This window comes from Lentzea xerophila (assembly GCF_051094245.1).
Classification (GTDB): domain Bacteria; phylum Actinomycetota; class Actinomycetes; order Mycobacteriales; family Pseudonocardiaceae; genus Lentzea; species Lentzea xerophila.
This window is the reverse complement of the sequence record NZ_CP194934.1, coordinates 5,572,736-5,591,721: the sequence shown is the minus strand read 5'-3', so window position 1 is coordinate 5,591,721 and position 18,986 is coordinate 5,572,736. Positions and strand designations below refer to the sequence as shown.

General features: G+C 69.1%; 20 protein-coding genes. All 20 read left to right on the top strand.

Translation table 11 applies throughout. The annotated features are described in order from the left end of the window. Positions 1-19: 19 nt before the first annotated feature. The 20 genes from ACRSBM_RS26735 to ACRSBM_RS26640 all read left to right on the top strand — a co-directional run bounded on the left by ACRSBM_RS26735 (position 20) and on the right by ACRSBM_RS26640 (position 18,968). Positions 20-868 carry a hypothetical protein gene (locus ACRSBM_RS26735; RefSeq protein ID WP_434447192.1) on the top strand — a complete coding sequence of 283 codons (849 nt, stop codon included), beginning with the start codon at positions 20-22 and terminating at the stop codon, positions 866-868. Between the two features lie 172 nt (positions 869-1,040). After that, complete coding sequence (locus ACRSBM_RS26730) at positions 1,041-1,295, top strand: hypothetical protein (RefSeq protein ID WP_434447190.1); 255 nt, start codon at positions 1,041-1,043, stop codon at positions 1,293-1,295. A 75-nt stretch (positions 1,296-1,370) separates the two neighbouring features. Next, positions 1,371-1,553 carry a hypothetical protein gene (locus tag ACRSBM_RS26725; protein WP_434447188.1) on the top strand — a complete coding sequence of 61 codons (183 nt, stop codon included), beginning with the start codon at positions 1,371-1,373 and terminating at the stop codon, positions 1,551-1,553. A gap of 87 nt (positions 1,554-1,640) precedes the next feature. After that, entirely contained in the window at positions 1,641-2,033 is a 393-nt protein-coding gene (locus ACRSBM_RS26720) for a PAAR domain-containing protein (RefSeq protein ID WP_434447186.1), read from the top strand. Positions 2,034-2,181: 148 nt separating this feature from the next. Next, positions 2,182-2,799: a helix-turn-helix transcriptional regulator gene (locus ACRSBM_RS26715; RefSeq protein WP_434447184.1), complete on the top strand. Its 618-nt coding sequence runs from the start codon at positions 2,182-2,184 to the stop codon at positions 2,797-2,799. 67 nt (positions 2,800-2,866) lie between these two features. Beyond that, positions 2,867-3,532 (top strand): Pvc16 family protein, encoded by a 666-nt coding sequence (locus ACRSBM_RS26710; RefSeq protein WP_434447182.1) that lies wholly within the window; start codon positions 2,867-2,869, stop codon positions 3,530-3,532. Between the two features lie 160 nt (positions 3,533-3,692). Then, a complete protein-coding gene (locus ACRSBM_RS26705) occupies positions 3,693-5,240 on the top strand; it encodes a phage tail sheath family protein (RefSeq protein WP_434447180.1) in 1,548 nt (515 codons plus the stop codon). A gap of 34 nt (positions 5,241-5,274) precedes the next feature. Continuing rightward, on the top strand, positions 5,275-5,769 hold the full coding sequence (locus tag ACRSBM_RS26700) for a phage tail protein (RefSeq protein WP_434447178.1): 495 nt from the start codon (positions 5,275-5,277) through the stop codon (positions 5,767-5,769). After that, positions 5,766-6,167, top strand: a complete 402-nt coding sequence (locus tag ACRSBM_RS26695) for a phage tail assembly protein (protein ID WP_434447176.1) — start codon at positions 5,766-5,768, stop codon at positions 6,165-6,167. Before ACRSBM_RS26700 ends, ACRSBM_RS26695 begins: the two co-directional genes overlap by 4 nt. Continuing rightward, the gene (locus ACRSBM_RS26690; protein WP_434447174.1) at positions 6,164-6,334 is read left to right on the top strand and encodes a hypothetical protein; all 171 of its coding nucleotides are present in this window, start codon (positions 6,164-6,166) and stop codon (positions 6,332-6,334) included. The genes ACRSBM_RS26695 and ACRSBM_RS26690 overlap by 4 nt, the downstream gene beginning before the upstream one ends. A gap of 3 nt (positions 6,335-6,337) precedes the next feature. Further along, complete coding sequence (locus ACRSBM_RS26685; protein ID WP_434447172.1) at positions 6,338-9,451, top strand: eCIS core domain-containing protein; 3,114 nt, start codon at positions 6,338-6,340, stop codon at positions 9,449-9,451. Between the two features lie 7 nt (positions 9,452-9,458). Beyond that, positions 9,459-9,938, top strand: a complete 480-nt coding sequence (locus ACRSBM_RS26680) for a phage tail protein (protein ID WP_434447170.1) — start codon at positions 9,459-9,461, stop codon at positions 9,936-9,938. A gap of 23 nt (positions 9,939-9,961) precedes the next feature. Further along, entirely contained in the window at positions 9,962-10,426 is a 465-nt protein-coding gene (locus tag ACRSBM_RS26675; protein ID WP_434447168.1) for a phage tail protein, read from the top strand. Between the two features lie 8 nt (positions 10,427-10,434). Next, on the top strand, positions 10,435-11,277 hold the full coding sequence (locus ACRSBM_RS26670) for a hypothetical protein (RefSeq protein WP_434447166.1): 843 nt from the start codon (positions 10,435-10,437) through the stop codon (positions 11,275-11,277). A 1-nt stretch (position 11,278) separates the two neighbouring features. Beyond that, complete coding sequence (locus tag ACRSBM_RS26665; protein ID WP_434447164.1) at positions 11,279-13,186, top strand: phage baseplate assembly protein V; 1,908 nt, start codon at positions 11,279-11,281, stop codon at positions 13,184-13,186. 9 nt (positions 13,187-13,195) lie between these two features. Further along, positions 13,196-13,615, top strand: coding sequence for a GPW/gp25 family protein (locus tag ACRSBM_RS26660; RefSeq protein WP_434447162.1), 420 nt, complete (start codon positions 13,196-13,198; stop codon positions 13,613-13,615). Between the two features lie 16 nt (positions 13,616-13,631). Continuing rightward, positions 13,632-15,584 carry a putative baseplate assembly protein gene (locus ACRSBM_RS26655; RefSeq protein WP_434447160.1) on the top strand — a complete coding sequence of 651 codons (1,953 nt, stop codon included), beginning with the start codon at positions 13,632-13,634 and terminating at the stop codon, positions 15,582-15,584. Continuing rightward, a complete protein-coding gene (locus ACRSBM_RS26650) occupies positions 15,581-16,123 on the top strand; it encodes a phage tail protein (protein ID WP_434447158.1) in 543 nt (180 codons plus the stop codon). The genes ACRSBM_RS26655 and ACRSBM_RS26650 overlap by 4 nt, the downstream gene beginning before the upstream one ends. After that, positions 16,120-18,510, top strand: coding sequence for an NADase-type glycan-binding domain-containing protein (locus tag ACRSBM_RS26645; RefSeq protein ID WP_434447156.1), 2,391 nt, complete (start codon positions 16,120-16,122; stop codon positions 18,508-18,510). The genes ACRSBM_RS26650 and ACRSBM_RS26645 overlap by 4 nt, the downstream gene beginning before the upstream one ends. A gap of 92 nt (positions 18,511-18,602) precedes the next feature. Next, positions 18,603-18,968: a hypothetical protein gene (locus ACRSBM_RS26640; protein WP_434447154.1), complete on the top strand. Its 366-nt coding sequence runs from the start codon at positions 18,603-18,605 to the stop codon at positions 18,966-18,968. Positions 18,969-18,986 lie beyond the last annotated feature (18 nt).

Here is an 18,986-nt window from a genome sequence, read left to right as displayed (position 1 = left end):
GACCCCGCACCGTAGCGAGGTGCCGAAGAACGAGATCGAGTCCCAGGCGGACGTGTTCGCCGACCTCCCGGTCGAACTGGACGGAGGAGTGCTCGCCGACCTCATGCGCTCCTTCGAGCGGACGCGCAGGCAGCTCTCGCTGCGGTACGGCGGTGCGGGTGTGCCGCCGGGCGCGTGGCCGGAACTCGTCGCGGTGCTCGAGGGGCAACGGTCGCTGCTCGCCAGGATCAGGGCGGAAGTTCGCGCGCAGTCACTCCTGCTGGCCCCGTTGACCAGCAGGCTCGGGGTGAGCAGGGTGGAGGGACTCTTCCTCGACTTCGAGGCGGAGATCGACCGTGTTCGGGCCTCATGGGCCCGCAGCGGTCACGACGTCCACGTGCGAACCGACGCCGGAGAGACGTGGACGGGGTTGACAGAACTCGACGTCACCGAGGTCGGCGAGCACATAGATGAGCTCTACCTGGCGCTGGAACCCCTGAGCCACGTGCCGATCATCGCCGCGTCCATCGAGGACCTCTCGCGTTTCCAAACGACGCTGCACACCGCGGTGGGCATCTGGAACCGCTGGCCCGCCGTGCGGAGCGGGACCGAGGCGGAGTGGCAGGAGGCGCTCGAGGACAGGGAGGCCGTGACCGACGTGCTCGACGTCGCGCTGGAGAGCCTGTCGGTGCTGCTCGCCGGAGCGACCACGGCGAACGGTCCGCAGTGGACCGTGCCGCGCCTGGTCGGGTGGGCGGACTACACGCTGGGGTGCCTGGAACAGGTGGACGAGTGGGCGGCCGACTTCGCCGACTCACTGTGGCAGGACATCGAGGAGCTCACGGCGAGCGTGGTCGATCTCGACGTGCGCCACAGCAGGTTGCGCTGAACTCGATCGACCGTCCGCGGACGTGGGCGCACGGTCGGGTGAACGGGTCCCGTGTGGACGGTTCGACGGCGGAATCGTTGCTAGCGTGCCGAGATCGAGTCGTCGCGGGAGGTCGGCTGTGGTTCCTTCCCCCGGACCCCGATGGCCTTCTGGTGCGGACGGTGACGAGGAGTTGCTGAACGCGGTCCGGGCGGGCCGGCTGACCGCGTTCGACGAGTTGCGTCGTCGCCACCTCCCTGATGTCGAGCGGTTCGTCAGACAGCTCACGAACACGGAGGACGAGGCCCGCGATCTCGCGGCCAGGGCGTTCGCCATGACGCTGCAGCGGCTGAGGTCCGGCGGTGGCCCGCGACGCGATCTCGTCAGCTTCGTGCTCGCCACAGCGCGCTATCTCGTGAGTCACGACTCGATTCCGCCGATCGGGTGAACAGTGAGCACAGGGGCCGGTCGCGCGCATAAGGCCCCTATTGAGACGGGGTCAGCAGGCCAGGAGGTGGTCGTGGTGGGAGTGATCTGGGCTGCGGCGCTGGGTACGGCAGGGTTCGGCGCGTTCGTGGTGACGAAACTGCGAGCCGCGTCGCGCAAGGTCGACGGATGGCTGGACGAGGCGGAGCTCTTCACGCGGCTCGAAGCCACGACCGGCTCCGATGTGGACGCGCCGGAGGCCGCGGATCGCCCGGCGTGACGGCGGGTCTGTACCGAACGATGCGCGAACGGTCGTCAGGGCGCGTGATGTCCGGCTTACCGTCGACCATGCGGGGAAGGAGTCGTGATGGGAAGTCCTGCGGCCAAGCTCGGTGATCAGGTGACGGGACAGGACACCCATGTCGTGATGGTGCCGTCTCCCGGCGGTCCCGTACCGACTCCGATGGTGTTCCCGTTCACCGGCGTGATCAACGACGGCTGTTGCGCGACGGTGCTGATCGAGGGCAAGCCCGCCGCCACCTCGGGCAGCACCGCGCAGAACACTCCGGTGCACGTCGCACCGAGCGGCCAGTTCCAGAACCAGCCCACCAACCGGGCCGAGATCCTGCCCACGCCGAGCCGGGTCCTCATCGGTGGCAAACCGGCTGCCAGGGCCGGAGACGCGGCCCAGACGTGCAACGACCCCGTCCCGCTGCCGGTCGGCACGGTGCAGGCGGCCGGAACCGTCCTCATGGGCTGATCGGACACCTGCTCGTTCCGGTCGGACAGTCCGAACGGCTTGCCGGAACCGTCCACGTCAGCACCGGTTGGCGGGTCTGGACCACTGCCGTGAGGTGTCGAATGGGACTGGTCGGAGTGAGGACGTAGGTCCCGGACGAGGAGCGGTTGTGCGTCGGGTTGCGGTGCTGGTCAAGGGCGCGGATGAGCTGTCGGTGCTGGGGGTGCGGGCCGCCCTGCGGTACGAGGAGGGCATCCACCTCGTGGACTCGCCCGGCGAAAGCGATCTCGTCGGGGTGGTGGTGGGCCACCAGCTGGACGACCGGCTCGTCGCTGTGCTGCGTGAACTGTGGGCGCAGGAGGTGCGGCGGACCGTGCTGGTGGTCAACGAGCTCGCCGACACGGACATGCTGACCGCGGTGGAGCTCGGAGTGTGCTCGCTGGTCTGGTGGCAGGACGCCGGTCAGGCGAAGCTCGCGAGGATCGTGCACCAGGCGCACCGGGGTCAGGCCGCCCTGCCTCCCGACCTGCTGTCGCGTTTCCTCGCACAGGTGTCGCGGCTGCAGCGCACCCAGGAGGACCCGCGCACCGTGGGAGCCGGATTGCGGGAGCGTGAGGTGCACGTGCTGCGACTGGTGGCGAACGGCCTTGACACGAGGGAGATCGCCGACGAGCTGAACTACTCGGAGCGCACGATCAAGAACGTGTTGCGAGACGTCACCAACAGGTTCCAGTTGCGAAACCGCACGCACGCCGTGGCCTATGCCATGCGTGCGGGGCTGCTGTGAAACCTCTGCCCTCCCAGACGCCTTCCCGGGCACGGCGGCGCTGCCGTGCCCGTCTCATGATGATCGAGTGATCCACGACGTCGACGCGACGCTCGCCGGGCTGATGGTGACCGCCCTGCCGGAAGGCACCGCGGTCACCTTCGATGCGCCGCAGTCCTCCTGGGAGGTCGATGCTCCTGGTAGTCCGCTGGTGAGCGCCGCACTGCTGGACGTCTGCGAGGACGCCGACGGTGTCTCCGCGCAGCCGTGGGTCGAACGTCGCGACCGCGACGGCACCGTCGTCGCCAGACAGGCTGACCGCCCGCAGTTCGCCTTCACCTACCTGCTGTCGGTGTGGGGCGTGGACCGCGCCGAGGAACATCGCACGCTCGGGACCTTGCTGGTGGCCTTTCCCGAGCACGTGCCCGGCGAGGCACTCGTGGGCTCGGTGCGTGAACGCGGTGTGCGCATCAGGTTCGCAGCGGGTGCTGGATCGCGCTACAGCTGGGTGTGGGCGTCGTGGGGTGTGCGCGTTCGCGGTTGCGTCCTGCTCGACGTACTGGCACGCCCGCCACTCGCGGACGAGCCCGAGCTCGCACGTGCGCCGGAGTCGGTGGTGCTCTCGGTGTCCGGGCGCGACGGCGATGCCGCGCCGCTGGAGTCACTCGACGCGACGTCGCCAGCAGGGGTGTGGCGCCGCAGGGTCCGGCGGATCCAGGCCGGCGCCGGGACCGACGAGACGCCGCAGCCGTGAGTGCCCGCGGTCACCAGGCGACCACAAGCACTCACGGCGACTTCTGCCGATGCCCGTTCGGGCACGGCGGGTGCCCTTCCCAGCGCCCCGCAGTGCGGGCGAGCGATGTCGGGCCGGACGCATCCTGGACTTGCCAATCTTCAGAATCGTGGGAGTTGCGATGCCGAACTACCTGTCTCCCGGTGTGTACGTCGAGGAGGTCTCCTCGGGGTCGAAGCCCATCCAGGGCGTCGGCACCGCGGTGGCCGCGTTCGTCGGTCTCGCCGAGAAGGGCTCGTTCCACGAGCCCACGCTCGTCACCAACTGGACGCAGTTCACGCAGGAGTTCGGTGGCTTCATCGAGGGCTCCTACCTGGCGCACTCCGTGTACGGGTACTTCCTCAACGGCGGAGGCTCCGCCTACGTCGTGCGGATCGGGTCCGACCTCGCCCAGCGCGAGCTTCCTTCGGCGACGGCCGAGCTGACCGCGGGTGACGGGACGGGCAGCGACGAGGTCAAGGCGGCACTGCGGATCAAGGCGATCGAGGCCCCCGGCAGGGCCGGCGAGATCACCGTCGAGGTGGCGCAGGCGTCGGACCCCGGTGAGGACAACTTCAAGCTCCTCGTCAAGAAGGACGGCCGCGTCAAGGAGACCTACGACAACGTCAGCCTGCACCGCGGTACCAACAACGTCGTCACCGCGGTGCAGGAGAAGTCGAAGCTCATCTCCTTGGAGGAGACCAAGTGGTCGCCGCTGGCCAAGCGGCCGGACACGGGCACCCTGAGCCTGAGCCCCGCGGAGGAGAACACCACCGACGCCGTGGTCAGCGCTGACGAGTACGTCGGCGATGTCTCCGACCGCACGGGATTCGCCGGCCTCGAGGCCATCGACGAGGTCACCATGCTCTGCGTGCCGGACCTGATGGCGGCGTACCAGCAAGGCGCGATCGACGACGACGGCCTGAAGGCCGTGCAACTGGCCATGATCGCGCACTGCGAACTGATGGGCGACCGGATGGCCGTGCTCGACCCGCCGCCGGGCTTGAACGCACAGCAGATCAAGACGTGGCGGCAGGAGACCGCGGGCTACGACTCCAAGTACGCGGCGCTGTACTGGCCGTGGATCAAGATCATGGACCCGGCGAGCGGCAAGCCGATTCTCGCTCCGCCCAGCGGGTACATGGCGGGGGTGTGGGGGCGCAACGACGCCGAGCGGGGCGTGCACAAGGCGCCCGCTAACGAGGTCCTTCGCGGGGTGATCTCGTTGGAGCGCAACATCACCAGAGGCGAGCAGGACCAGCTCAACCCCATCGCGGTGAACTGCATCAGGGCGTTTCCCGGACAGGGCATCAGGGTGTGGGGCGCGCGCACGCTCACCAGCGACCCGGAATGGCGCTACCTCAACGTGCGCAGGCTCTTCAACTACATCGAGGAGTCGATCCTGCTCGGCACGAACTGGGTCGTGTTCGAGCCCAACGACCAGAAGCTCTGGGACGCGGTGCGCCGAACGATCAACGTGTTCCTGCGGACGGTGTGGCGATCCGGTGCGCTGTTCGGCTCGACTCCGGAGGAGTCGTTCTACGTCAAGTGCGACGCGGAGAACAACCCGCCGGAGTCGAGGGACCAGGGCTACCTCAACGTCGAGATCGGTATCGCACCGGTGAAGCCCGCGGAGTTCGTGGTCTTCCGGATTTCGCAGTACAGCGAAGGATCCGGCGTCCAGGAATAACGGCGCTCTTGAGATCTAACAGGAGGTAGAATCAATGTCGTCTTGGGCAATGATGGCCGCGGCTACCGCGCAGGGTGTCGCCGGCGAAGAGCGGGCGATCACCGCGAACCGGTTCACGCTCAGCGTGCCGGCGGTGCCGCAAATCGGGATGTTCAGCGAGCTGGCGGGCATCACGACCGAGGTCGAGGCAGTCGACTACGTGGCGTCGGCAGGCTCCCAAGGGCTCCAGTTCCAGAAGTTGCCGGGCAAGGGCAAGCCGCCGACGGTCACCCTCAAGCGGGGTAAGACACGCAACCTCGCGATCTGGACCTGGCACGACATGGTCCTGAAGGGCAACATGAAGGGTGCTCGCTGCGACGTCGTGCTGGAGATGTGGGACGCGGCGGGTGACAAGGTGGCGGAGTACCTGCTGCACGAGGCATGGCCGTCGAAGCTCGAGGTCAACGGCATGCGTGCGGGCGCGAGCGAGGTGCTGATGGAGAGCATCACCATTGTGTGTGAAGAAATCACCAGGCAGCCGTTGTCGTGACGGGTTCACAGCCCAGCCCGGTGCCGAACCTGCGTACCGAGTTCCCGTTCGTTCTACCCAGGGGATACGTCGACAAGGATGGACGTGTCCACCGCGAGGGCGTCATGCGGCTCGCCACGGCTCGCGACGAGCTGACACCGCAGGGCGACCCCAGGGTGCGGCAGAATCCCGCGTACCTCAGCGTTCTGCTGCTGCAACGCACTGTGGTGCGACTCGGCAGCCTGGACAGCGTCGACGAAGAGGTCATCGAGCGGATGTTCGCCTCCGACCTCTCGTTCCTCCAGGACCTCTACCGGCGGATCAACGCCGAGGGGCACGCGGAGGCGGCCGTCGCCTGCCCGTCATGCGGTCACGAGTTCGCGGTGGACCTGTCCGGTGATGCGTCGGGGGGATCTTGACGTACACGGCCGAGCGGCTGTGGGAAGAGGCCGTGTACGTCGCGTACTACCTGCACTGGCCACTCGACGCCATCCTCGAACTCGAGCACCCGGCACGCGTTCAGGTGATCAAGGAGCTGAACGGCATACACCGGAAGATCAACGGCACGGACGAAGAGGGGAGGTAGGGCATGCGGTGGCCGTGGTCGCGCAAGCGCGGGAAGAAGAGTCCGGCACGGCGTGCGGTGACGCCACGACCGGTGCCCGCCTACCCCACCTGGCGGGTGCTGCCGGTGTTGTCGCCCGCGACGGCTCCGTTCCGCCTGCTGAACCGTCCGATGGTGACTGTGCTGCGGACTCCGTTGCCCCTGCGGCACGTTCAGGCTCCGAGGGAGAAGGCGCCGCGCGGTGTGATCGAGGGACTTGTGCGACCGCTGGGCGCCCTCACGGATCCGGCTGTGTCGCAAGTGGACGACGAGAAGAGCTGGGCGGAACCCGAGGTTCCGCCGGAGACGCTACCGGAGCGTCCGCTGCGGCGTGCGGCCGTGATCGAGAACGTGGCCGAGCATCCCGTGCTCTCCCACGCCGCCGCCGCCTACGTCGGTGAGCCGCGCACCGTCTATCGCAAGGTGCGGGACCTGACCGGTGTCCCGGAGTGGCTTGCCCCGTTCGTGGACGAGATCGAGGAGGACGGCGACGACTTTCCCCGTGTGTCCAGGGAGCTGTACGAGTCGGACGCGGCCCCGGTGGTGCTCGATTCGTGGCAACCTCAGGCACCGGCCGTGCGCACGGACGTCACCCGGCCCGAGACGATGCGGCGCAGGCGTGTTGGCCTGGGACAACCCATGTCGCGCCCTGGTGGCACCCCTTTCGTGCCGCCGTTCGACGAGGAAGGTGCCGACGAGGAGGACCTGTTCGACGGTGGCGGGGACACCGTCGCACACCTCGCCGAGCCGGCAGCCGGGCAACCGGTGGCCGCCGGTGTTCCCGCTTCGGCACCCACCGATGGACCTGTGGGCGCCTTCTACCGCGCGGCGCCGGTACCCGAGCACGTGCGGATCCCGGCGCGAAGCGTTCTCACACTTCCGGTGCTGCGCCCCTCCCGAGGGACAGCCGGTCGTGAGCCCATGACCCACCGCCCCCGCGTCGACCTCACCCCGGCCCGTGAGGAGGAACGGGTACGTGTGCGCCGTTCGGCTTCGGCAACGGCAGACCTGTCCCATCCCTCCCGGCCGGACGGCGGGGGTGCGAACCAGTCCGAGGACGACGCTGCCACTCCGCCACAACGGGGCGAGAGGCCCTGGAGGTCCGGCGACGCCGGGCAGGGCGACGTGGTGCCACCCGACATCGTCGAGGACTTCCGACGGCGTCACGGTGTCGACCTCTCACACGTGGTGATCCACAGAGGACCGGAGGTGTCGGTCGTCGCGAAGCGGTACGGCGCCCGCGCCTTCACCAGGGGCGGTGAGGTGTACCTGCCGTCCGAAGTGGGTGACCTCACGCTGCCGGCGGCACGTGCACTACTGGCTCACGAGCTGACGCACGTGGTGCAACAGGCGCACGCACCGTCGGTGTCCGCGGATACCGACGGTGACATCCACCGGTGGGAGGAAGAGGCCAGGGCCGCGGAGCTGCGTTACGACACCGCCCAGGTCTCAGCTCCGCATGATGCTCCTCTCCGGCGTGAGGTCGTGCCGCTTCGGCCTCTGACCGGCGAGCGTGTCCAGTTCGCTTTCGGTGACCGCGCGCCGCAGAAGACCTACGAGGACTTCGAGCAGGAAGAGCTCGAACGGCACAACCGGGCAGCCGAGATCCCGTCGTCGGGACTGACCAAGCTGGTCGTTCCGGACGCGGCGCTGCGCGCCAGGGCGAGAGCGGCGCACGAGCTCCACCAGCGTGAGGCCGGCGGGCGGCAGCTGGCCGAGCTCGCCGCGTCCGATGTGGACTTCGCCAGGGAGCGTGACGAAATCGGCGCCCTGCGGCAAATGGAGACCGCCGACGACTACGAGGGCGAGCTGCGCCTGGCACTCGCGGTGATGCAGTACCGGCGTTACGGGCTTTTGCTGGACGAGGCGGACGAGGAGGAGTTCCTCGGCGCGGGCTACCACGAACGCAAGTCCAGGCTGGAGAACGCCGCGGTCCGGAGCGTGGTGCGCAAGTCGGGTGGAAGCGCGGCTTCCCCCGCGCCGCTGTCCGTCGTGCGCGACTGGCGTCCCCGAGCCGACCCCGCGCTGGCGCAGCGCGCGGGCGGGCAGGTGCCGTCCGGCACCCCTGCGGTGTCGAGTTCTCCGGAGCCGCCGAGCGGTGGCACCGGTGCGACGGCGGGTGTGACGTCATCGGCGCCGCCCGCCGGGTGGCGGAGATGGCTTGGTCTGGACGAACCGTCCGCAGGAGACAGCCGACCGTCCACACCGGACGCGCCGGCTGCCGGCGCGCGTGAGCTACCGGGAACCGGCGTTGCGCTGGCGATGCCCGCACCGCAGGCGGCGCCACCCGCCGGATGGCGGGCGTGGCTCGGTCTGGACACGGCCCCGGTGCGGCCGGCGCAGCCGGCTCGGGCAGCCCTGCCCGCTGACTGGCGGGAGCGACTCGGGCTGGACGTCCCCTCGCAGGCACCGGTCGTCACGGCACTGCCCACCGTCCTGCGGAGCTCCCCGCAGCCGGAGGCGTCGAGACCAGGAGTGGACATGTCCGGTCTGACGTCACCGGCCGGGATCGTCCCGGCTGCGCCAGCGTTGGCGTACCCCGCTCACGTGCTCACCGACTTGCGGCGGTCCGCGCCGAGTGTGCCGCTGGTCCCGCTCACGACGCCGTCGCCATCGCGAGGCGCGACCGCGGAGGACCTGCGTCGCCGGATCGACGAGATCGGCGACCCGCGCCGGATGGACACCGAGGCGGACTTCCAGGGAGAACTGAATCTGTTGCTCGAGACGATGGTGAACAGGCGCTTCGGAGCCGACCAGATCGACGAGGACGAGCAGTACCTCGGATCGGACCACCAGGAACGTTCGGTCGAGCTGGCAGAGCTGCAGCGGCAACTCGCCGAGCTGCGCGACCAGGTGGAAGGAACCAGGGGTGCCGGTCCAGGTTCCGCGGTGGGGACCGCAGTCGCCGGCCCCGGCCCGCTGCCGGTGCAGGAGCGGCCTGCGGGACCGCCGGCGCGCGACGACCTGGCGGTGGACTCGCTCGACGACAAGGCGGTCAACGCGCTCGCCGAGCGCATGTACTCACGCCTGCGGTCCCGGTTGCGGCACGAGCTGATCCTCGACCGCGAGCGGGCGGGCAGGCTGGCGGACGGGCGGTGACGCGGGTATGACGAAGCAGTACGCCGGCACCGAGAAGGCTCGTGCGGCCGTCCTCAACCAGTTCAACGTCGTCATCGACGCGGCGTCCCGCCAGTACGACCTCGGGATGTGGGCCAAGGTGGACGGTCTGTCGGTGCAGTGGGACCTGGCCGAGTACCGGGCGGGAGACGCGGGCAACCACCGCTGGTACCTGCCGGGCAGGACCCGCTACTCGAACGTGAAGCTCGAACGCGCGGCCTGCGCCGAGTCGGACGTGGTGAAGCACTGGCTGACGGCCACGTCGTTCGACACGGCGGGGTTCAGCGGCTCGGTCGCGTTGCTCGATCCGCACAGCGGCTCGTCCGAGCCGCTCGTCACGTGGGAGCTCAACCACATCATCCCGTGCCGGTGGTCGATCGTCGGTTTCCAGGCTTCCGGCAGCGGCGTCGCGCTGGAGACGCTGGAGCTCGTCCACGAGGGATTCCTCGGTGACCAGCGCAAGTCCTGAACGCCATCCAGAGGAGGAGTGACATGGCGAACCAGTTGCTCGGCATCAAGCCGACCCTGGGCATGGCGATGCGGTTCGAGGTGACCGTGGACGGCATCAGCCTCGGCAACTGGGCCGGGTGCTCGGGTCTCGGCGTGACGTTCGAGAGCGAGGCGGTCGCCAGCGGTGGTCTCTACGACTCCGTGAGGTTGTTGCCGAAGGCGCTGAAGTACTCCTCCATCACGCTGCGGCGGGTGATGGAGAAGGACCAGTCGGCCGTGGTGCAGCAGTGGTTGCGCCAGTCCGTGCGGGTGTGGTTGCAGGGCGACCAGACCTACCGGGGCGGTACCGCTCAGATCGACCTGTTCGACAACACCGCCAAGACGGTGGTGGCCAGGTGGACCCTGCGCGGTGTCTATCCGCAGGAGTGGCAGGGACCGGAGCTTTCCGCCAACGGCACCGACTTCGCGATCGAGACGCTGCGCCTGGCGCACGAAGGATTCCTGTAGGAGCGACGATGACGACACCCTCACTGCCACCGGGTGGTGGCGTCGCCCCGGCGACCGAGCCGGGAGGCGACTACAAATCGCTCGCCACGCAGTGGCCGGCCGAGATCCTGTGCGTCGACGGCGACAACACCGGGACCGTGACGTTCGACTTCAACCCTCAGACCATGCAGGTGAGCAGACGGTGCGAGAGCCGTTCACACGGCAACTCGATGATGACCGGGGCGAAACCCGCAGGCGCGACGATCCGGAGTTTCCTCAAGGCGGACCCACCGACGATCACCCTCGACAACCTGATCTTCATCGGCCCGACCACCAAGCGGAGGGTGGACCAGCTGCTGAACTGGGCGGGACTCGGTGGCTCGCTCGGGGCACGCGTCGCGGCAGGCCGGCGCGCCACCACCGCGGAGCAGAAGTACCAGGGCGCTCTGAAGCAAGGACGAACCGCCTACTACCAGAAGCTGGTGAACAACCAACCGCTCGTGACGCTGAGCTGGGGCCCGGAAGGTACCGGCATCTCCTACGACGGGTTCATCGAACACGTGCACGCCACGTTCACGCGGTTCAGCGCCATGGGAGAACCCTTGCAGGCCAAGGTGTCCGTCACCCTCAAGGAACAGCCGAGCTTCTACGGCACGATGGCCACCAACCCCACCTCCGGTGGCCTGCCGGGCCGCTCCAGCCACCTCGTGCTGGAAGGCGAGAACCTGCAACGCATCGCGCTGGACCGGTACGGCACGCCCGCGCGGTGGCGGGACCTCGCCGACTCGAACGGCATCGACGACCCGCTGCGCGTGCGTCCCGGCCGCACCGTCTACGCCCCCAACCCCGACGAGTTCGGCAAGGGGCGCTGACATGCCCGAGAACGCCGGTTCGAAGGTACCCGTCACCGCGAACGTGCGCGCGCAGGTGCAGCTCGGTCGCGGCCGTGCGGCGTTGACCGACCGGTTGCAGGACATGCTGCTGAAGGTGTTGGTGGACAACAACCTGCATCGGCCGGACATGGTCGAACTGACGTTCCTCGACCAGACCGGTGACATCCTCTCCGAACTCGGTGTGACGATCGGCAGCCCGATCCGCGTGCTCGACGGGGAACGCGGCGCGACCCTCATCGACGGCGAGGTCACAGCGCTGGAAGCGGTCTGTGCGCACACGATGGCGTACACGGTGATCCGCGGGTACGAGAAGTCGCATCGGTTGCAGCGCGCCCGCCGCACCCGCACGTTCGTCAACCTCACCGACTCCGACATCGTCCGGCAGATCGCGTCGTCGGCAGGGGTCCCGGTCGGCCGGATCGACGAGTCGGGCATCACCCACGACCACATCGGGCAGATCGCGCAGACGGACTGGGAGTTCCTGCGCGAGCGGGCGGACGAGATCGGGTTCGACCTCGGCGTCGCCGAGGGCGAGCTGTACTTCCGTGAGGCGGAGGAGAACCCGCCGGGCGCTGACGCTCCTCCGGAACTGATCTTCCGCAACGACCTGTTGTCGTTCCTGCCGCGGATCACCGGCGCGAACCTGGCCGCCGAGGTCGAGGTGCGCGTCTGGGACCCGCAGCAGGGCAAGGTGGTGGTGGAGACCGCTCCGGTCGCCACCACCACGGCTCGGCTCGGCGAGTTCACGCCCGCGGACGTGGCCGCGAGCCTGCGGCCGGCGGGGTCCGGCACACCCGCCACCGAGCCCCAGGCCTCCTCGGACCTCGGTCCGGTGGCGCGGCCTGACGCGTATGCCGTGGTCGGGCGTCCACTGGGAACCGGTGCGTCGATCAGCCGTGCCGCGGAGGGAACGGCGAAGGCGTTCGCGAAGCACTACGCCAGCACCTTCGCCGAGGCCGAGGGCCGGTCGTTCGGCAACGCGGCACTGCTACCCGGTGCACCCGTGACGATCAGCGGCGTACCGGACCAGTTCGCCGGCACCTGGCGCATCACCTCGACAAGGCACGTCTTCTGTGACGACGACGGCGGCTACTTCACGGAATTCGAAGTCACGGGAGGACATGAAAGGTCGTTGCTGGGACTGGTGGATGGCCGGCGTGCGGTACCGGCATCGCGAATCGACGGGGTCGTGTGCGGCATCGTGACCAACACGGCCGATCCCGCCGCGTTGCGCCGCGTGAAGGTCGCTCTGCCGTGGCTGTCCGCCGACTACGAGACGGGGTGGGCTCGCACCGTCCAATTCGGAGCGGGTGCCCGGTCCGGCGCGATCTTCCTGCCCGAGGTCGGGGACGAGGTGCTGCTGGCGTTCGAGCAGGGGGATCCGCGGAGGCCCTACGTGGTCGGCGGTCTCGTGAACCAGCGCTCGAAGTTCGAGCTCGGCACCGAGGTGCTGAAGAAGAACGGGCAGACCAGTTCCGTGGTCGCCAGGGGCTTCGCGACCCCGGCGGGCAACAGGTTGGTGTTCCAGGACGACGTGCTGCCGCCACCGGACACCTCACCACCCACCACCTCGAAGATCACCCTCGGCACCACGGGCGATGACATCGCCCTCGTCATCGACCAGATCGCGGGAACGCTGACGCTGTCCTGCGCCCCGCGACCGCCTGGCAGCAAGAGCGAGCAGGGCACGATCAACATCACCTGTGGCGACGGGGGAAAGGTCAACATCGCGGCCGGTCGAGGTGGTGCGGTGCACATCGCGGGTGGCGAGGGCGGTTCGGTCGAGATCGACGCCGGCAGCAGCTTCGGGGTGAAGGCGCAGGGTGCCGTCACCATCCAGAGCGACGGTCCGGTGAAGATCAAGGGCGCGACCATCGAGCTGAACTGAGGGGAAGTCGTGAGCACAGGCACGGCCGGCGGGTTCATCGGCAAGAGGTGGGCGTTTCCGATGGGCGTCGACGTCAACGGGCGGATCGCGCTCGTCGGCGGCGAGCAGAGCGTCGAGCAGGCCATGGCCCTGGTCCTGCAGACCTACCCCGGAGAGCGGCCCATGCGGCCGGACTTCGGATGCAGGCTGCGGGACTTCGTCTTCAGCAACGTCGACGGCGAGATGGTCACCGCGCTGACCGCCGAAGTCCGGCAGTCGCTGTTGCGCTGGGAGCCGCGGGTCGACGTCGTCGACGTGCTCGTGCGGCCCGACAGGTACCGGCAGACCCTCGTCTACATCGACGTCGAGTACGTCGTGAAGGAATCCAACGACCACCGCAACCTCGTCTTCCCCTTCTACACCATTCCCGATGACGGCACGGACTACTGACGAGGAGCCTCCCGCGATGACACTTCCCGTGCCGAACCTGGACGACCGGCGGTTCCAGGACCTGGTCGACGACGCCAAACGGCTCGTGATGAAGCGCTGTCCGGAGTGGACGGACCACAACGTGTCCGACCCGGGAGTGACGCTGATCGAGACGTTCGCCTTCATGACCGACCAGCTGCTGTACCGGCTCAACCGGGTGCCGGACCGGCTCTACGTCAAGTTCCTGGAACTGGTCGGTGTGCGGTTGATCCCGCCGACCGCCGCACGGGTACCGGTGACGTTCTGGCTCGCCGCGCCCGCCAGCGCCGTCGTCCAGGTCACCGCGGGCACGCGCGTGGCGACCGGCCGGACGGAGACGGTCGAGTCGGTTCTGTTCACCACCACCGAGTCCCTGGCGATCGTGCCGAGCAGGGTGACGAGTGTGAAGACGTGTGCGAGCGACGCGTCCACCTACGTCGAGCATCTCGACGAACTGCGCAGGCGGCAGTCCTTCGCCGCCTTCTCACCCGTGCCACAACCGGATGACGCGTTGCTGATCGGGCTGCCGGAAGCCGTGCCGCGGTGCGCCGTCCAGCTGACGATCTCGTGCCGCATCGAGGGCGTCGGAGTGGACCCGACGCACCCCCCGCTCTCCTGGGAAGCCTGGACCGGGTCCTCCTGGGAACCGTGCGAGGTCTCCACCGACGAGACCGGTGGCCTCAACCGCGAGGGCGTCGTCGTGCTGCACGTGCCTGCGAGCCACCAGACCGAGATCATGGGTGAGCAGCGGGCGGGATGGCTCAGGGCCGTCGTCGCGCCCGTACGGGCCGGTCAGCCCGCCTACAGCGCCACACCGGTCATCTCCGGCATCACCGCGTCGACGGTCGGTGGCACGGTCGAGGCCCAGCACGCCGAGCTGGTGGAGCACGAGGTCCTGGGTGAGTCGGAAGGCGTACCAGGTCAGTCGTTCCCGGTGAGCCGCACTCCGGTGCTGCCGGACCTCGACGAGGTCGTGGTCGAGGTGAGCGGTGAGGACGGATGGCAGCGCTGGTCCATGGTCGGGTCGTTCGCCGAGAGCGCGCCGGACGACCGGCACTTCCACCTCGACGCCGTGTCCGGCGTGGTCTCGTTCGGCCCGGTCGTGCGGGAGCAGGACGGCACGCTGCGGCAGTACGGTGCTGTTCCGGCACGAAACGCTCAGGTCAGGATTCGCAGGTACTACACAGGCGGGGGCGTGCGCGGGAACGTCCGCGCCGGCGCGATCTCGACGTTGAAGACGTCCATTCCGTTCGTGGACTCGGTGGAGAACCGGTACCCGGCACGTGGCGGCGTCGACGGTGAGTCACTGGAGCAGGCGAAGCTGCGCGGTCCCATGGTACTGCGCACCAGGAGCCGTGCGGTGACAGCCGAGGACTACGAGGTCATCTGCGCCGAGACGGCGCCCGAACTCGCCCGGATCCGGTGCCTGCCACCCGATCCCGTGGAAGGCTCGTACGGACCGATCCGAATTCTGCTTGTGCCGTCGGTGTCGGCGGACCGGGGCAGGGTGCGGCTCGAGGACCTCCTGCCGCCCACCTCGATCACCCAGCGTCTCGCGGACCGGCTGAACGAGGTCAGGGTCATCGGCACGAGCATCGCGCTGGAGCCTCCGACTTATCGCGGTGTCACAGTGGTGGCCCGGATCATCGGCACGCCGGACGCGAACGCGGACCGTGTGCAGGAGAACGCGTTGAACGCGTTGTACTCGCTGCTCAACCCCGTGACGGGAGGTACGGACGGCAAGGGCTGGCCGTTCGGCAGACCCGTGCACCAGGGACAGGTGTATGCCGCACTGCAGGCGGTTCCCGGCGTGGCGCTGGTCGAGGACGTCCAGCTGTTCGGCGCGAACCCCGTCACGGGCGAACGCGGCGGGTCGACGTCAAAGCTCGAACTGGAACCGCACAGCCTCGTCTTCTCGTACGAGCACCAGGTACGGGTGGAGGTGCCATGAGCAGAGGCACGACTGACGGTGCTGTCAGCCCCTTCCCGATCTCGTCCTACCTGCCGGCGGTCTTCCAGGAGGACTCGTTCGCCCCGCGCTTCACCGCTGGGCTCGACGAGGTGCTGGCACCCGCGGTCGGCGTGCTGGACTGCCTGAGCGCCTACCTCGATCCGGGCACCACCCCGGAAGACTTCCTGCCGTGGCTCGGCTCGTGGCTTGGTCTGCGCCTGATGGCGACCGTGCCGCCTGCTCGGATGCGAGCACTCATCGAAGCGGCGCCGCGGCTGTACGCGTCGCGGTGCACGATGACCGGCCTGCGGGAATGGCTGGAGCTGATGACCGGCGGCGATGTCATGCTCCACGACAGGGTCCGGATCATCGTCTCGGCCGTGCCGAGCCGCGGCGCGCACCACGTCGAGCCGCCGCACCTGCTGGTGGACATCAGTGTCGACGACCCGGCCCGCGTGCCGCTCGCCGACGTGGACAACGTCATCGCGCTGAACAAGCCGGTGCACGTTCCCCACACGCTGAAGGTGAGGCCGCGATGATCCTCTGCCGGAAGTGTGGCTTCCACAACGCTTCCACCGATGCGTTCTGCGGCTCCTGTGGCAGCTTTCTGGAGTGGACGGGCAAGGAGGTGGAGGTCGAGCAGGCCGCTCCGGACGACGAGCGGGAGGAGCCGGCGGAGGAGGAGGAAGCGGAGCCGAAGCTCGGGCTGATCGACCGCGTCAGCAAGATGCTGATGGGGAGCCGGAGGTTGCCGCCGATGGAGTCGCCCGCACCGGGAGGGCTGGGTGGGCGCGGCCTCGGTGGACTTGCCGGACTGAGCGCCGGTGCCAGGCCCGGTGTGGGCGGTGACCGCAAGTCCGGCGGGGTGGGTGAGGGCAGGCCGAGTGGTCTGCCGGGCTTGCCGGGTTTGCCGGGGGCGGGTGAGCGTAAGCCGAGTGGTCTGCCCGGTCTGCCGGGCTTGCCGGGCTTGCCGGGGGCGGGTGAGCGTAAGCCGAGTGGCCTGGCCGGTCTGCCGGGCCTGCCGGAGTTGCCGGGGGCGGGTGAGCGTAAGCCGAGTGGCCTGCCCGGTCTGCCGGGCCTGCCGGAGTTGCCCGGGGTGGGTGAACGCAAGCCGCGTGGCCTGCCGGGCTTGCCGGGCTTGCCGGGGGCGGGTGAGCGCAAGCCGGCTGGTTCGCCGGACCTGCCGGAGTTCCCTGAGTTGCCGTCTGGTGATGGGCGCAGGTCCGCTGGAGTGGCGGAGTTGCCGGGCGTGCGTGAGCGCAAGCCGAGTGGCTTGCCGGAGTTGCCGAGCTTGCCGGACCTGCCGGGTTTTGGCGTGGGTCGCGGGGCGAACATGCCGGAGGCGGGTGACCGCAAGCAGAGCGGTCTGCCGGGCTTGCCGGAGTTGCCTGGGGTGGGTGAGCGCAAGCCGCGTGGTCTGCCGGGCTTGCCGGAGTTGCCTGGCTTGGGTGAGCGCAAGGCCAATGCACTGCCTGACTTCGGCGCACAGAACCCGCGTGGCCGGCCGCAGGCCGACGAGTTCGCATCCGGCGACGTTCCCGCGCTGCCTGACAAGACTCCGGGCAGGCCGGCTGATCTGCCGGTCCCGCCCAGTGTGGGCAAGGGCGGTGCTGCTACCAGCACGCTCGACGACCACGCCGTCGAGACGGCGCCGCCGTCCGGCCTTCCACCGTTGCCAGGGCTGGCGGATACCGCGCCCCGCGGCGGTGACCCGCTGCGTGCTCCGGCGGACGCGGACGACTTCGAGCACTTGTCCGGTGACCTCGCGGCGGGCCTGCTGGAGGACCTGGACGGCACGCCGGGTACCGCGCTGCCCGCCGCCGGAGCGCGGAACGGGCGCAAGCTCGCACCGCCCTCGCCGCCGGTGCGGGAGACCCCGCCTCCCGACGCGCCGCTGGCGGCGATGGCCCGTGGTCCCGGGCACAGGGCCCGGCACAGGAAGGCTGATGAGGACGACGAGGCGTTCTTGGAGGAGGTGGCGTCGCTTGTGGTGCCGGTGCCCATAGCCACTCCGCTGCCCGCATCTGTACGGCAGAACGTGCCCACGCTGATTGGCAAACCCGTAGACGTGCCGGATGAGCCGGCGGCGGTGCTGCCGCAGGAGCCCGTGCAACGCAAGCCGCGCCCGGCCGTGCCGGAACGGCCGACGCGGCGCAGGCAGGTGGGCGACCTCATCTGCGGCGAGTGCGGCGAGCCGAACACGAGCTCCCGGAAGTTCTGCTCGCGCTGCGGTCATTCGCTGAGCGAGGCGGAGGTGGTCCGCCCGCGGTGGTGGCGGCGTCTGCTGGTGTGGCGCAAGCCCAGGACACACCCGGTGGGCACGAGGCCGGGCAGGGACGGAGCACCCGGCTCGAAGGAACGCCGGGGCAAAGTTCTGGGACGGGTCCGCGTGGTGCTGGGCTTCCTCGGCGTGGCGGCGATGCTGGTGTACACGACGGTCCCCTATGTGCACGAGGGAGTGGACCGGCGGGTGTACGGCGCGCGCGACTACGTTGAGCGCCAGCTCTTCCCTCGTTACGACCCGGTGCACCCCACGGCGATCGGCGCACCGAACGGCGAGGAGCCCGGCCATCCCGCGACCGCGGCCTTCGACGGCTACCTCGACACGTACTGGGCGGCGCCGCTGAGCAAGGAGTCGTTGGTGGTCATCAGCTTCGACACCGCGGAGAACCTCGCCAAGGTCATCGTGCACTCCGGTGACAAGACGGACTTCGTCAAGTTGAACCGGCCGAGGGTGCTGCATCTCGTCTACTCCACCGGGCAGACGGAGGACGTCACGCTCGAAGACACGCCCAACCCGCAGACCCTCAGTCTGGAGAACGGCCAGGGCGCGAAGTCGGTCGAGATCCACGTCACGGAGATGTACAGCGCCGTCGGCGGCACGCAGCTCGCCGTTTCGGAGTTCGAGTTCTTCGTCCGCGACTGATGCGGCCACCCGAGTGCCCTTTCGGGCAGGAACGGGCGGTCCGCGGCGCAATAGCGTGACCGCGAGGTCGTCCGGTCGGGTGAGGAGGAGCTGTGCGGGACTGCGAGCCGGGCTACGGCGGGCTGCACGGACAGGATCACCGCGGGGAAGAGCTCGACCGGCTCATGACGGAGAGTTTCGGTCCGGAGTGGACTGTGCTGCTCGGGCAGTTGCTCGTGCAGGCGGGTTCGCCGCTGGCCCATCCGGACGACTGGGTGCGGGCGACGCACGCCGAACGCTGTGATGCCCTCATGGAGTTGTTGTGCCGCAACGCTGTACAGACTGAGGTCGATCCAGTCGCCCTGGGGTTGTTCTATGTCGACGACGTGCTGATGGTCCCGTCCGAGTACCGCGCCGCCGTGCACCGCGCGCACACCGCCGGTCTCTTCGTCATCGAGCCGGCGGGACCGGACTGCTGAGCCGCAGTGCTCAGGCCG

Bases quoted from the DNA above. Each gene is read 5' to 3' on its own strand.
- ACRSBM_RS26675 (WP_434447168.1), top strand. From the start codon at position 9,962: ATGGCGAACCAGTTGCTCGGCATCAAGCCGACCCTGGGCATGGCGATG.
- ACRSBM_RS26655 (WP_434447160.1), top strand. From the start codon at position 13,632: ATGACACTTCCCGTGCCGAACCTGGACGACCGGCGGTTCCAGGACCTG.
- ACRSBM_RS26665 (WP_434447164.1), top strand. From the start codon at position 11,279: ATGCCCGAGAACGCCGGTTCGAAGGTACCCGTCACCGCGAACGTGCGC.
- ACRSBM_RS26720 (WP_434447186.1), top strand. From the start codon at position 1,641: ATGGGAAGTCCTGCGGCCAAGCTCGGTGATCAGGTGACGGGACAGGAC.
- ACRSBM_RS26650 (WP_434447158.1), top strand. From the start codon at position 15,581: ATGAGCAGAGGCACGACTGACGGTGCTGTCAGCCCCTTCCCGATCTCG.
- ACRSBM_RS26645 (WP_434447156.1), top strand. From the start codon at position 16,120: ATGATCCTCTGCCGGAAGTGTGGCTTCCACAACGCTTCCACCGATGCG.
- ACRSBM_RS26700 (WP_434447178.1), top strand. From the start codon at position 5,275: ATGTCGTCTTGGGCAATGATGGCCGCGGCTACCGCGCAGGGTGTCGCC.
- ACRSBM_RS26685 (WP_434447172.1), top strand. From the start codon at position 6,338: ATGCGGTGGCCGTGGTCGCGCAAGCGCGGGAAGAAGAGTCCGGCACGG.
- ACRSBM_RS26670 (WP_434447166.1), top strand. From the start codon at position 10,435: ATGACGACACCCTCACTGCCACCGGGTGGTGGCGTCGCCCCGGCGACC.
- ACRSBM_RS26705 (WP_434447180.1), top strand. From the start codon at position 3,693: ATGCCGAACTACCTGTCTCCCGGTGTGTACGTCGAGGAGGTCTCCTCG.
- ACRSBM_RS26680 (WP_434447170.1), top strand. From the start codon at position 9,459: ATGACGAAGCAGTACGCCGGCACCGAGAAGGCTCGTGCGGCCGTCCTC.